At 72.6% G+C, this 13,388-nt stretch carries 10 protein-coding genes and 1 pseudogene; 5 read left to right on the top strand and 6 right to left on the bottom strand.

Translation table 11 applies throughout. The features are described 5' to 3' along the window. Positions 1-160: 160 nt before the first annotated feature. A complete protein-coding gene (gene rpsO, locus DWB77_RS10815; RefSeq protein ID WP_120721052.1) occupies positions 161-451 on the bottom strand; it encodes a 30S ribosomal protein S15 in 291 nt (96 codons plus the stop codon). A gap of 197 nt (positions 452-648) precedes the next feature. After that, the gene (gene eccD / locus DWB77_RS10820; protein ID WP_120721053.1) at positions 649-2,151 is read right to left on the bottom strand and encodes a type VII secretion integral membrane protein EccD; all 1,503 of its coding nucleotides are present in this window, start codon (positions 2,149-2,151) and stop codon (positions 649-651) included. Positions 2,152-2,379: 228 nt separating this feature from the next. On the opposite strand from eccD, the pseudogene eccCa reads away from it, so the two are divergent. Together eccCa and DWB77_RS10835 are read left to right on the top strand one after the other, a co-directional pair. Then, a pseudogene (eccCa, locus tag DWB77_RS10830) lies at positions 2,380-6,347 on the top strand (type VII secretion protein EccCa). 121 nt (positions 6,348-6,468) lie between these two features. Continuing rightward, complete coding sequence (locus tag DWB77_RS10835; RefSeq protein ID WP_120721054.1) at positions 6,469-6,777, top strand: DUF397 domain-containing protein; 309 nt, start codon at positions 6,469-6,471, stop codon at positions 6,775-6,777. A gap of 111 nt (positions 6,778-6,888) precedes the next feature. Here the strand turns inward: DWB77_RS10835 and DWB77_RS10840 are convergent, their stop codons facing one another. Together DWB77_RS10840 and DWB77_RS10845 are read right to left on the bottom strand one after the other, a co-directional pair. After that, positions 6,889-7,191, bottom strand: coding sequence for a WXG100 family type VII secretion target (locus DWB77_RS10840; protein WP_120721056.1), 303 nt, complete (start codon positions 7,189-7,191; stop codon positions 6,889-6,891). A gap of 50 nt (positions 7,192-7,241) precedes the next feature. Continuing rightward, positions 7,242-7,607: a WXG100 family type VII secretion target gene (locus tag DWB77_RS10845; protein ID WP_120721057.1), complete on the bottom strand. Its 366-nt coding sequence runs from the start codon at positions 7,605-7,607 to the stop codon at positions 7,242-7,244. Here DWB77_RS10845 and DWB77_RS37745 point away from each other — a divergent pair. Continuing rightward, entirely contained in the window at positions 7,606-7,791 is a 186-nt protein-coding gene (locus DWB77_RS37745) for a hypothetical protein (RefSeq protein ID WP_162952512.1), read from the top strand. The two genes, DWB77_RS10845 and DWB77_RS37745, sit on opposite strands and share 2 nt — an antisense overlap. Positions 7,792-7,998: 207 nt before the next feature. Here the strand turns inward: DWB77_RS37745 and mycP are convergent, their stop codons facing one another. Continuing rightward, positions 7,999-9,237 carry a type VII secretion-associated serine protease mycosin gene (mycP, locus tag DWB77_RS10850; protein ID WP_120721058.1) on the bottom strand — a complete coding sequence of 413 codons (1,239 nt, stop codon included), beginning with the start codon at positions 9,235-9,237 and terminating at the stop codon, positions 7,999-8,001. A 14-nt stretch (positions 9,238-9,251) separates the two neighbouring features. After that, positions 9,252-10,778, bottom strand: coding sequence for a type VII secretion protein EccB (eccB, locus tag DWB77_RS10855; RefSeq protein ID WP_120721060.1), 1,527 nt, complete (start codon positions 10,776-10,778; stop codon positions 9,252-9,254). Between the two features lie 366 nt (positions 10,779-11,144). Between eccB and eccE the strand changes: the two genes are divergently transcribed. Further along, positions 11,145-12,323, top strand: a complete 1,179-nt coding sequence (eccE, locus tag DWB77_RS10860) for a type VII secretion protein EccE (protein ID WP_342777943.1) — start codon at positions 11,145-11,147, stop codon at positions 12,321-12,323. Continuing rightward, entirely contained in the window at positions 12,320-13,069 is a 750-nt protein-coding gene (locus DWB77_RS10865; RefSeq protein WP_120721063.1) for a hypothetical protein, read from the top strand. The genes eccE and DWB77_RS10865 overlap by 4 nt, the downstream gene beginning before the upstream one ends. The last annotated feature ends 319 nt before the right edge of the window (positions 13,070-13,388 follow it).

Here is a 13,388-nt window from a genome sequence, read left to right on the forward strand (position 1 = left end):
CGCTCGTCGCGGTGAAGCGTCTTCGGTGATGCTTGTTCTGTTGTCCGTACCCAGACTTCTGTAGTCCGTACCCAGACTACTGAGCGTTCGGTACGTCTCGCACGTACAGCAAAGGGAGCGGCCCCCTAATAGGTGGGAACCGCTCCCCTCAACAGCGTGCTCAGCGGGCGCCGCCGGCCGCACCGCGGCGGATGCCCAGGCGGTCGACCAGCGCACGGAAGCGCTGGATGTCCTTCTTCGCCAGGTACTGGAGAAGGCGACGGCGCTGGCCGACGAGGATCAGCAGGCCACGACGGGAGTGGTGGTCGTGCTTGTGCGTCTTGAGGTGCTCCGTCAGGTCGGAGATACGGCGCGAGAGCATGGCGACCTGGACCTCGGGGGAGCCGGTGTCGCCCTCCTTCTGGCCGAACTCGGACATGATCTGCTTCTTCGTAGCGGCGTCGAGCGGCACGCTTACTCCTCAGTAGTGTTCGATGCGCCCACGAGTGCCCCAGGTCTTGATCTCTGGGGGGCTTCCATGACTCGGAGGCGAAGGTCCGATGAGCGCAGCTTCCAGAAGCTCCGGAAACGCGTACACAAACGGCCGTCACACAGCGTACCAGCACCCCGGGTGGGGGCTGACCGGTGCCCGTCCAGGGCCCGCTCGGCTCAGCTGGTCAGGGCGCGGGCCCGGGCGTAGACGTCGAAGACCGCCAGGGTCAGCGGGAGCAGCGTGAGCAGGACGAATCCCTCCGCGATCTCCAGGAAGCGGCCCCAGAACGGGGTCACGCCCCGGTTCGGCACGATCAGTGCGATCGCGGTGACCAGGGCCGCCGCCGCGGCGATCGCGGCGACCAGCCACAGCGTGCGGACGTCGAGGGCCGCGGTGTCGCCCTTGAGGGCGTCGGCCATCAGCCCGCGCGGCGCGTGGACGCACAGGCCGAGGCCGAGCAGGACGAGCGCGCCGAGCCCGGCGGCGAGGGTGGCGGCGACCTGGGCGGTGTAGCGGAAGAGGTGGGCGCGCATCAGGAGTGCGACGCCGGTGGCGAGGGCGAGCAGGCGTCCCCAGGTGTTGTCGCTGAAGCCGAGCACGGCGCAGCCCCCGATGGCGAGAAGCGCGCAGCCGCCGACCAGGCCGACGAGGAGTTCGTGGCCGCGCCGGGCCTGGGCGGCGATGCGCTCGGCGTCGACGGGCCGCATCTCGGCGTCGTCGTCGTCGAGGTCGCGCTGGGAGGTGTGCGGGGCTGCGAAGCCGATGGGCAGCCGGGCGAAGCGCACGGACAGGCCCGGCAGGAAGGCGAGTGCGCCGACGGCGAGCTGGGTGCAGATCGCGGCGGCCCCGGTCGGCGCCATGCCGGTCAGGATCGCGGCGAACACCACGAGCGCGCCGGCCGCGGAGGCGAGGACGCAGGCCACGAAGGGCCCGTCGCCGTGGGGCGAGAGCAGGGTGAGCACCAGGGCGGCGATGAGGACGGCGGCGCAGGCGAGCAGGGCTTGGAGGCGGCCGATGCCGTGGTGGGTGGCGAGCGGCAGCAGTCCGGAGCCGGCCACCGCGATGTTGGGGAGCGCGCCGAGCCCGAGGGCGACGGCGGAGAGCTGGTCGTCGTAGATCCGGGCGCGTACGGCCGCGAGGGTGAGCAGGAGCACCCCGGCGACGGCGGCGAGGATGCCGGGCAGGCCGTGCATGTCGTGGCGCGGGTCGCCGCTCCAGGCCGCGAAGGCGAGCAGCGCGGGCAGGACGCCGCCGGCGAGAAGGCCCGCGGCGCGGGTGAGGCCGGCGTTCCACAGGGTGCGGTCCTGGGTGACCGCGGAGGCGACGGCCTCGGACACGTCGTCGAAGACGGCGGGGGGCAGCGACTGGGAGAACGGGCGCAGGGTGAGCAGTTCGCCGTCGAGGATCGACTGGGCGGCGAACGAGCGGGCGCTGTCGAGGACGGTGCCGTCGCGGCGCACCAGGGAGTAGCCGACGGGGGCGCCCTCGGCGGGGCTCTGCCGGGCGAGCCGCAGGATCTCGGGGTAGATGTCGGCGACCGGGATGTCGTCGGGCAGCGCCACGTCGACGCGGCCGTCCGGGGCGACGATGGTCACCCGGCAGAATCCGAGGCCCGCCCCGGATCCCTGGGCCGGCCGGTTCGGCTCGGCGGCCGTCGTCGCGGTGGTCGTCGTGCTCACCCTCGGCTCCCCCTCAATTCGCTGCGGCGGCGGGCGCGCGGCGCCCCGGCCCGGCCCCCTGGTCGTTCGCCGCTCAACCGGACGGTTGCGCAGGTGCTTGTGCGAACAGAGCGCACCCTATCGCCAGCCGGTGGGATCGGATGTCAGTAGGATCCCAGCGCGGTCGGCGTCCGCCGGACACGGGGCGGCGGGCTGAACTTCCCCGGCCGCCAACAGAATTGGTGCGTTGTGAGCCACATCATCGTCAAGCGTCCGCCGAGGGCGCTGCCGTCCGAGGTGCCCACGGAGGAGGTCGTGCTCCAGCCTCCGCCGGAGCTGCCGCGCGGCCAGCAGGAGGGTGCGCTGATGCAACTCCTGCCGATGCTGGGCATGGGCGGTTCGGTGGTGTTCTTCTTCATGCCGAACTCCCAGCCGTTCATGAAGATCATGGGCATGGTGATGGTCGCCTCGACGGTGGCCATGTCGGTGGCGATGATCGTCCGCTACCGCAGGGGGTCCCAGGGGCAGTTGGCGGACCTGCGCCGCGACTATTTGCGCTACCTCGGCCAGACCCGCCGCGCGGCCGCACGGGCGGCGCGCAAGCAGCGCGACGCGCAGTACTACCTGCATCCCTCCCCCGAGCAGTTGTGGGCGCTGGTCGCCGAGGGCAGCCGGGTGTGGGAACGCCGTTCGGGCGACGCGGACTTCGGGCAGGTGCGCGTCGGGCTCGGTCCGCAGGCGCTCGCCACGCCGCTGGTGCCGCCACAGACCGCGCCGGTCGACCAGTTGGAGCCGCTGACGGCGGGCGCCATGCAGCGGTTCCTGGCCACCCACCAGACGGTGGAGGACCTGCCGATGGCGGTCTCGTTGCGCGCCTTCTACCGCATGACCCTCAGTGGAGAGACGCAGACGGTACGCGCCTGCGCCCGCGCCCTGACCGCCTCGCTCGCCTGTCTGCACTCCCCCGAGGACCTGGTGATCGCGGTCGCCTGCTCGTCCTCGGCGGCGGCGCACTGGGAGTGGACGAAGTGGCTGCCGCACACCCAGGCGCCGGGCCTCTTCGACGGTGCGGGCAGCCGGCGGCTGTTCAGCCGCAGCGCCGCCGAGCTCGAAGAGCTGCTCGCCGCCCGTCTCAGCGGCCGGCCCCGGTTCCACCCGGAGGGCGCGCCGCTGACGGAGGAGCCGCACATCGTCGTGGTGCTCGACGGGGTCTCCCCTCCCCCGATGTCGGTGCTGGCCTCGGCGGAGGGCCTCCAGGGCGTCACCGTCATCGAGGTCGTACCGGGTGAACTCAACGGCGCGCGGGGCGACTTGGCGGTGGCGGTGCAGCCGCGGACGCTGCGTCTGGAGTCCGGCCACGGCCTCGTGTACGAGGGCACGCCCGACGTGCTGTCCTACGAGTCGGCCGACGCGCTGGCCCGCCAGCTCGCCCCGCTGCGGATGGCCTCGGGCGGCGACGACGACGAACCGCTCCTCGCCAATCTGGAGTTCCCCGATCTGCTGGGGCTCGGTGACGCGGACTCGGTGGACACCGCCCGCACCTGGCGGCCGCGTTCCGCCGCCGAGCGGCTGCGGGTGCCGATCGGGGTGGGCGAGGACGGCCGGCCCGTGATGCTCGACCTGAAGGAGGCCGCGCAGGACGGCATGGGCCCGCACGGTCTGTGCGTCGGCGCGACCGGCTCCGGCAAGTCGGAGCTGCTGCGCACCCTGGTGCTCGGCCTGGCGGTGACACATTCGTCGGAGACCCTGAACTTCGTCCTCGCCGACTTCAAGGGCGGCGCGACCTTCGCGGGCATGGCCCAGATGCCGCACGTCGCGGCCGTCATCACCAACCTCGCCGACGACCTCACCCTCGTCGACCGCATGGGCGACTCCATCCGCGGCGAGCTCAACCGCCGCCAGGAGATGCTGCGCGACGCGGGCAACTACGCCAACATCCACGACTACGAGCGGGCCCGGCTGGCCGGCGCCCCGCTCCAGCCGGTGCCCTCGCTCGTCCTGGTCATCGACGAGTTCAGCGAACTGCTCACCGCCAAGCCGGACTTCATCGAGATGTTCGTGCAGATCGGCCGGATCGGGCGCTCCCTCGGCGTGCATCTGCTGCTCGCCTCCCAGCGCCTGGAGGAAGGACGGCTGCGCGGTCTGGAGACGTACCTCTCCTACCGGATCGGGCTGCGCACCTTCTCCGCCGCCGAGTCGCGCGCGGCGCTCGGCGTCCCCGACGCCTACCACCTGCCGAGCGTGCCGGGTTCGGGCTATCTGAAGTTCGGCACCGACGAGATGACCCGCTTCAAGGCGGCGTACGTCTCCGGTGTCCACCGCACGGGCGCCGAGCGTTCCGCGGCGCTCGGCGGTCCCGTGCCCGTGGACCGGCGGCCGGTGCTGTTCACCGCAGCCGAGGTGCCGGTGACGTACGCGCCGTCGGTGCCGGCGCAGCGCTCGGCGAGTGCGCCGCGTACCGATGACGCGCTCGCCGACACGGTGCTCGACGTCATCGTGCGCCGGCTCGAAGCGCGCGGCCCGGCCGCCCACCAGGTGTGGCTGCCGCCCCTGGACAGCCCGCCGGCGCTCGACGCGCTGCTGCCGGGTCTCGCCCCGGTGCCGGGGCGCGGGCTCACCCGGCCCGGCTACGAGGGGGCCGGGCGTCTGGTCGTGCCGCTCGGTCTCGTCGACAAGCCCTACGAGCAGCGTCGTGACCCGCTGTGGTGCGACTTCTCGGGGGCCGCCGGCCATCTGCAAATCCTGGGCGGCCCGCAGTCCGGCAAGTCAACGCTGGTGCGCACCCTGCTCGCGTCGTTCGCCCTGACCCACACGCCGGGGAAGTGCAGTTCTACGGGCTCGACTTCGGCGGTGGCGGCCTGTCCGCGATGGCCGGGCTCCCCCATGTCGGCGGCGTGGCCTCGCGCCTGGACCCCGAGCGGGTGCGGCGTACGGTCGCCGAGGTGTATGGCGTGCTGACCCGTCGCGAGGAGTACTTCCGCTCGGCCGGCATCGCCTCGATGGCCGACTTCCGGGCCCGGCGGGCGCGCGGCACCATCTCGGTCACCGACCAGCCGTGGGGCGATGTGTTCCTGGTCATCGACGGCTGGGGCAACTTCCGTACCGAGTACGAGGGTCTGGAGCAGGTCGTCCTGGACATCGCGGCGCGTGGCCTCGGCTATGGCATCCACCTGGTGCTGACCGCGTCACGCTCCATGGAGGTGCGGGCCAACCTCAAGGACCACCTGATGAACCGCCTGGAGCTGCGGCTCGGCGACACCATGGACTCCGAGTTCGACCGCAAGGTGGCCGCCAACGTCCCCGTGGGCGTGCCGGGCCGCGGCCAGTCCCCGCAGAAGGCGCACTTCATGGCGGCCGTGCCGCGCATCGACGGCCTCCACTCCGACACCGATCTCGCCGAGGCGACCGCCGCCCTGGTCACCGAGGTCGCCCGGCACTGGACCGCGCCGGGCGCGCCCGCGGTGCGTCTGCTGCCGCGTGAACTCCCGGCGGGCGACCTGCCGCCCGGTGACGCGGCGCCGGAGCGGGGTGTCGCCTTCGCGCTCGACGAGAACAACCTGGAGCCGGTGTTCGTCGACTTCGAGCAGGACCCGTTCTTCCTGATCTTCGGCGAGGGCGAGTCCGGCAAGTCGAACCTGCTGCGCCTGCTGATCACCCAGCTCACGCGGCGGTACGAGGGCGATGCGTGCAAGCTGTTCGTGGTGGACAACCGGCGCGCCCTGCTCGATGTGACTCCCGCCTCCCACCTGGCCGAATACATCCCCATGTCGAACGCCATGGACCATCACATGGACGCCCTGGCCGATTTGATGCGGCGCCGGGCGCCCAGCGCGGACGTGACCGCGCAACAGTTGCGCGACCGCAGTTGGTGGCGCGGGCCCACCGTGTACGTCGTGGTGGACGACTACGACCTGGTGTCGACCTCCAGCGGCAACCCGCTGGGCAAGCTGACCGAGTTGCTGCCGTTCGCCCGGGACGTCGGCGTCCGCTTCATCATCGCCCGCTCCACCGCGGGCGCGGGCCGCGCGGCGTACGAGCCGTTCATCCAGCGCGTGAAGGAGCTCGGCGCCCAGGGCGTGGTCCTGGCCGGCGACCCGGCCGAGGGCGACGTCCTCGCCGGTGTCCGGCCCCGCCCGATGCCGGTCGGCCGGGGTGTCTTCGTCTCCCGCAAGCGGGGGAAGCCCCTGGTCCAGACGGGGTTGCTGCCTCAGGAGTGATTCCTTGGGAGCTCGCGGTGCGGGCCCGCGCCGCCAAGTAGGGTGAGCGGACCACGGGTTGGTGGTCCATCCCCCGCTCGAACAGGTCCGGGTCGGCACGTCTGGAAGGAATCGCTCCGTCATGGCTGAGGAACAGGACAGGGAACTCCAGGAGCGCAAGGAGCGCGAGAAGAACGAGCTGTACGCCCTCGACATCTCGGGGGTCGAGTGGCACAGCGCGCCGGGCACCGCCGAGGACGAGGAGCGCGTGGAGATCGCCTACCTGCCGGCCGGCGCCGTCGCCATGCGCTCCTCCGTGGACCCCACCACGGTGCTGCGCTACACCGAGGCCGAGTGGCAGGCGTTCGTCCTGGGCGCACGGGACGGCGAGTTCGACCTGGAGCCGTCGGTGCGCAACGGGGGCATCGAGGCGGGTCCGGCTCCGCAGTAGCGGGCGTCGCGGGGGTGTGGCCCGCGTGGTGCCTGCCGCCGCTCCCCCGAGCAGCACGACGGGGTGGACACCTCCCGCGCGTGCCCACCCCGTTGGTCACATCCCGGCGTCCTACTGGAAGTAGCCGGCCGCCTTGTGGTCCCCGGCGCGGTAGGTCGGGCCCGCCTCGGCGACGGCCTGGGCGATCTGCATCAGCGACGTGTGGACGCTGGAGGCCGTGTTGTTCCAGTCCCGCTGCTTCGTCGCGTACGCCTCGTGGGCCTGGCCCTCCCAGTTCTGGGCGGCCCGCGCCACGAGGGCGCGGATCTCGTCGAGGTCCTCGTTGAGCTTGTCGGCCTGCTTGCGGATGTCGGCGGCGGCCAGTTCGAGGCTGCCGTACTTGACTCCGAGGACATCGCCGTTGCTGCTGGGCATGGCTTCCCCAATCCCTGTGGTGAACGAGCTGGTGGTGGAGGTACGCGCTTCTAGTACGTGCTGAGGTTCGAGGTGATCGCGTTCGTGGCGCCCGCGTCGTGGCTGTAGCCGTCCACGACGTCGATGCCCATGAGGGCCTTGCGGACCTCTTCCTCGGTGTCGCCCTTGAGCGTGCGGGTCGCCTTCATCGCCTCCAGGAAGTCCAGGAGCAGCCGCCCCATGTGGACCATCTGGTTGTTGATGGTGGTCTGCTTGCGGTCGAAGGCGTGGGCGCCGATGCCCTCCCAGGCGCCCTCAAGGCTGTTGATCACGTTCTGCAAGTGGTTGAGCTGACCCTTCACCGAGTCGAACCGCTCCAGGATCTTCCCCTCGAGCGCGATCATGTCGCTGTCCGATACCCGCTGCCCCTGAGACATGCCAGGCCTTCCTTTCGTGGTGGTGTGCGTGGTGGTGACGGTGCTGGTCGCGGTGGTGGCGCCGTTGCCGGCTATGGGCGGCGCCGGACGGGGCTGGGGCGCGGTCGGCGCTGAAAGGCGTGCGGGCAATCCGCTGGGTCGCGAGCCCGTCGCGGTGCGACCCCCGACCCCCGCAAGCTATTGATGCGGCGAATCGTTCGCATACCGCCCCATTGACACCGCTTGTCGCACCGCGGTCACTCTAGCCAAACCCCTTCACAGGCCCAACAGACGTTCCGGACAAGCGAGTTGTCTCGGCCAAGCCACCCCGAGCCTAGAAAAGGCCCAGGGCGTACCGCCTGAGTACGGCTACTCACTTCGGATCACCCCGGATCGGCCGGGCCCGCCTTCGTCACCCCGCCCCGGCCGGGCGCCGTCTGCGCCGTGCGTCCCGGACCGCGACGGCCGCCCCGCTCAGGACCGCCGCCACCACCGCCGCGCCCGTGGCCACATAGGTGGCCAGGCGTCGGGTGCGCTGTTCGTCGGTCTCGCCGAGGTGGAGGGCCGCGGGGGTGGGCGCCCGTGCGGGGGTGACGCCCTCGTGGGCGACCGGGGTCTGGAGGGGATGGTCGTCCTGCGTGAGGGCGCGGACCGGGTCGACCACGCCCCAGCCCACCAGGCGGTCGTGGCCGGCGACCGAGCGTTCCGCGGTCTGCTGGATCTGGGCGACGATCTCGCGCTGGGTCCACGTGGGGTGCTTGGCCTTGATGAGCGCGGCAACGCCCGCGACGTAGGGGGCCGAGAAGCTCGTACCGCTGTCGGCGCAGTGGCCGCCGCCCGGCACGGTGGAGACCATGTCCACGCCGGGCGCGGCCACGCCCACGAACGCGCCGGACTGCGAGAACGCCGCCCGCTCGTTGTTGCGGTCCGACGCGGCGACCGCGAGGACGCCGGGGTATGACGCGGGGTAGGTCTGTTTGACGTTGCCGCCGAGGCCGTCGTTGCCCGCCGATGCGACCACCACGATCTCCTTCGCGAGCGCCGCGTCGACCGCGTCCTTCAAAGTGGCCTCCGGCTGCACCGCGTTGGCGGTGTCCTGGGAGATGTTGATGACCTGGGCGCCGACCGCGATCGCGTAACGGATGGCGTCGGCCAGCGTCTGGGCGGTGCCGTGGCCCTCGGCGTCGTTCTGCTCGACGGGGATGATCGTCGCGTCGGGGGCGAGGCCCACGAATCCGGTGCCCGCGGCGGGGCGGGCGGCGATGATGCCGGCGACCTTGGTGCCGTGTCCCACGGTGTCGGTCGTGCCGTTCTCCGCGCCCCGCGCCAACGGCTGGTTGTTGGCGTCCTTGAGCTCCTTGGGCAGCAGGTTCTTGCCCTTGGCCGCGTCGACCGCGCCGGTCAGTTGGGCGTTCCTGGTGTCGACGCCGGTGTCGATCACGGCGACCCGTACGCCTCGGCCGGTCGACTGGTGCCACAGCTCGTCCAGGAGCACGCGCTGAAGCGCCCAGGGGCGTCCGGCGTACGGCTTGGAGGGGAAGGTGCACTGGCCGCCGCCCTCGTCGTCTGCGGGAGCCGCGGCCGCCGGGGTCGCGAGGAGCGTGAGGCTCGTCGCGGCCGTCAGGGCAAGGGACTTGAGGACGTACGCCATGGTCGTGCCGCCCCTCAGGAGCCCTGGGGCTGGCGGGCCGCCCCGGTGGACAGGCGGGGTCCGGTGGGCAGGAACGTGGACCAGGTGATCGGGATCGGGGCCGGCTCGGACTTGGCGTAGCCGAGCCGCGTCTGGGCCTGTTGGGCCTCTTGGTCGCGCTGCTTGCGCTGCTCGGCGGTCAGCCCCGCGCCCGAGTCCCCGTCGGCGCTGTCGCTGTTGGACTGCATGGCGTAGCGCAGGCCGGTGTCGGTGACCAGGAAGACACCGCCCGCAGAGGTTTCGGAGCCCTGGATCTGGCGGAAGAGCTGGCCGGAACCGGGGGTCACGTACGCGCTGCTCGAACCGGTGGGCAGCGGCGCGGGGAAGTCGGTGCCGGCCCAGGTGCTCAGGGTGGTGGCGCCGGTGTTCTTGTCGACGTCCCGCAGCACCGCGCACACCGTGTTGCGGCTGCCGCCCGCGGTGCCCGCGGCGTTGACGGCCACCGGCAGCTCGCGCGGCCAGTCGCGCCGGGCCGGGAACTCGCTCGTCTCGGGCGTGAAGGGGGAGGCGTTGGTCTCCGTCGCCCGGCCGGTCTTCAGGAGGCCGCCGAGCTGTCGGCTGTTGAGGAGCAGCTTGGCGGTGAAGTCGGAGACCGGCGAGACCTTGCCGCGCTGGACGAGGTAGTACTGGGTGCCCGCGCCGTTGGGCGCCCGCAGGACCATGCCGATCCGGTTCGCCTCCGGGGGCAGCGTGCCGGGGACGCCGGCGGGCGTGCCGATCGCTCCCTCGACCGCGGGGAAGGCGATCGGGTCACCCGAACGGAGGGTGTCGAGCCACTCCTTGGACACCCTCTCGGGTTCACGGCCCGCGCCGACCAGGGCGCGCAGCAGGAGTTCGTCGGAGCCGACCGGATACTTGGTGCCCCGCGCGTCGACGACGTAGCGGGTCTTGTCCTCGGCTCCCACGACGTACATCAACTCACCGCCGGTCAACCGCTCGGCGCCGTCCGTGCGGCTCCGGTCGCGGTCGGCGAGGACGAACGCGGCCTTCTGGATGGCGCGGCCCCCGTCGCCGGGGCGCTCGCAGACCGCCCAGCGTTTGGCGGCCCCGGCCTCCTCGGGAGAGGGCAGCCGGTCGGGGGCGTAGGGGATGCCGAGGGTGGCGCCGTGGGGCAGCGAGCCCTTGTCCAGGACGGACTCGTCCACGTTGACGACCTGGCCCTTGCCCGGATCGAGCAGGAGTTTCGCGGACGCCATGTTGAGGACGGGGTGCAGCTCCTTGGTGCCGTCGGTGGTCAGGACGACATAGCGGGTGGTGGACTTGCTGGCGATGATCACCTTCTCGCCGGGGGTGTCCCAGCCGGGCGGCGCGGTGGGCTTGAACATCCCCCACGCCCCGAACGCGGCGAGCAGCACCACCGCCATGACGGCGCCCGGCAGCACGGCCCGCAGCGGACGCGGAGCCCCCTCTTCCGAGCCCGTCGGCGAGGGCTGGATGAACGCCGCGAGCGTGCGACGCTTCGCGAAGGTGTACGCGTTGAGCTCGTCCCGCCGTGATGCCATGGGTGTCCGCGTTCTCCGTTGTCCCCCGGAGGCTCCCAAGGAGCCCGTCCCGTGCCCGCCGTTGTCAGACCGGCCCCCTACTATGCCTGTTACGTGATCGTACGTCCGGGGCGGGTAGGGTGACCGGGTCCTCAAGGGCCCTACTGGCCAGGGGTTTTCGAGGGGCCGGGGGGTTCGGAGATGGTTTCGCCGACAGGGACGCGCGCACGCCTGCGCGCGGGCTCCCGCACCCCGAACAGCGCGGACCCGCGCTCGGGTGCGCCCGCGGAGCCGTCCTCCGCGCCGCGTCGCACGCCCTCGCCGGGCAGTGTCGGGGCGGTGACACCGCACCTCATGTCGCGCTCCGGACGCCTCGGTTCGTTTCGTATGCAACAACTTCTGCTGATCGAGTCCGCCGCCGCCCTGCTGCTCGCCGCAGGGGCGGTCGACAGGATGGCGCTCGTGCCCGCGGGCGTCGTCGCGACGGCCCTCGTACTGCTCGCGCTGGTACGCCACCGGGGGCGCACGCTGCCCGAACGACTGGGCACCGCCTGGGCGTTCCGGATCCGCCAGCGGCGCGCGGCAGCGGCGGTCGTCGCGCCCGGCACCCTGCCGGGCCTTGCTCCGGCCGTGGAGTGCGATCCCGCTCTGCGCACCTACAGCCACGGGGACCGCGACCGGCGGCCGATCGGAATGATCGGCGACGGCACCTTCCTCACCGTCGTCCTCCAGGTGGAGTCGGAGGCGACGGCGCTGCGCGCGGAGCGCGGCCAACGCCCGCTTCCACTACGCCTGGTGCGCGATGCGCTCGCGGTGGACGACATCCGACTGGAGTCCGCGCAGATCGTGCTGCACACCCAGCCCGCGCCCGCGCTGCGGCTGCCCCAGCAGTCGCTGGCCGTCACCAACTACGCGCCCCTGCACGCGCGGACGGCCGCGCCCGCGGTCCGCATCACCTGGGTCGCGCTGAAGCTCGACCCGCTGCTGTGCCCGGAGGCGGTGGCCGCACGCGGCGGCGGTCTCGAAGGCGCCCGGAAGTGTGCGGCGCGCGCCGCGCTGCATTTGGCGAGCCGGCTCACGGGGGCGGGCCTGCGCGCCACGGTGCTGACCGAGGAGGAGCTGGCGGACGCCGTGGCCACATCGGCCTGCGCCAATCCGCTGGTCACCGCGCAGGCGGGCCGGACCGAGACGCCCCAGCGGCGCACCGAGGAGTCGGGCCGCTCCTGGCGCTGCGACAACCGCCGGCACACCACGTACTGGGTGCGCCGCTGGCCCAGGATCGACGCGGATTCCACCACCGGCGGACTGCCGCACCTCGTGGCCCTGTTGACGGCGGTTCCCGCGCTCGCCACCACCTTCAGCCTCACTCTCACACCCGTCGGCACCGGGCAGAGCGGGCTCAGCGCCCATCTGCGGGTGACCGGCCGCGGCGAGGCCGAACTGGACGCGGCGCGCCGGGCGTTGGAGCAAGCGGCGCGCGAGGCGAAGGCCGGGCTCGTGCCGTTGGACCACGAGCAACTGCCCGGCATGCTCGCCACCCTGCCGTTCGGAGGTGCCCGCTCATGACCACGACGACTCCCACGCCGCCGGCTCCCACGCCGGCCCCGCGTCGCGCCCCGCGCACCGGGTTCGGCCTCCTCGGCCCCCGCCACCGCCGTCACACCCTGTCCGCCGAGCAGCTGGACACCCTGGCCCTGCCCATCGGCGACGACGGGGTGGTCGCCGGGGTGGACACCGAGGGGCGCCCCGCGGTGCTCGGGGTGAGCAGACCCACCGCGTACGACATCGTCCTGATCGGCGGGCTCTGGACCGCGCAGGTGCTCGCGCTGCGGGCGGCCGCGACCGGGGTGCGGGTCGCGGTGGAGACCGGCCGGCCCGACGCCTGGGCGCAGTTGGTGCACGCCATCGCCAGCCAGAGCGGCCTGACCGTGCACGACGTGGGCCGGGTGCCCCCGCTCGGCGCCTCGGCCGGGGAGCCGGTGCTCGTGGTGCGCGACTGCGGGATGCGTCCGCCGCGCGGGCGGGTGGTGTCGGCGCCCTGGCGGGCGGTGCTCACCCTGCTGCCCTATGTCAGCCCGGTCGCGCCCCGGCTCGTACGGCAGGCACGGCTCGTCGGCGTGCAACGGGTCTCGCCGGACGAGGCCGGACAGCTCGGCCGCATCCTGAACCTGCCGCGCACCGAACAGGAAACGCTTCCGACGCTCGCCGACGGCGTCACCCTGTGGTGCAACGAGCGGGACCGCTCCTTCGCGATGACGCAGGCGACCGACACCGAGACCGGATTGTTGGGGAACGCCCGACGGGTCGACTGAACTGCGGAACGGCGGAGCGAGTTGACCCGTTGCGACCGGTTTGCCCCCTACGTTCCGCCCCTGAGCGGCTACTTCGGCACCTCTCGCGGGGCGAGGGTGACGAAAGGGACAGGGCCTCGGGGCGGCCGGGCCTGCCGCGCCGGTATTGCCGACGATTAGGGTGGGACGGACCGGGGGCAGGGACTCCACGGCGAGAGTGCGCGGTCCGTACGTTCCGGACGACGCGGCGCTCGCGGTGGAACAAGGGGCGGGCGACCGCGCACGACTCCGCGCCCATCGCACAGGGGCTTCCCCACCCCGGCTCGCACATGCCAAGGAA

The organism is Streptomyces hundungensis (assembly GCF_003627815.1).
Taxonomy (GTDB): domain Bacteria; phylum Actinomycetota; class Actinomycetes; order Streptomycetales; family Streptomycetaceae; genus Streptomyces; species Streptomyces hundungensis_A.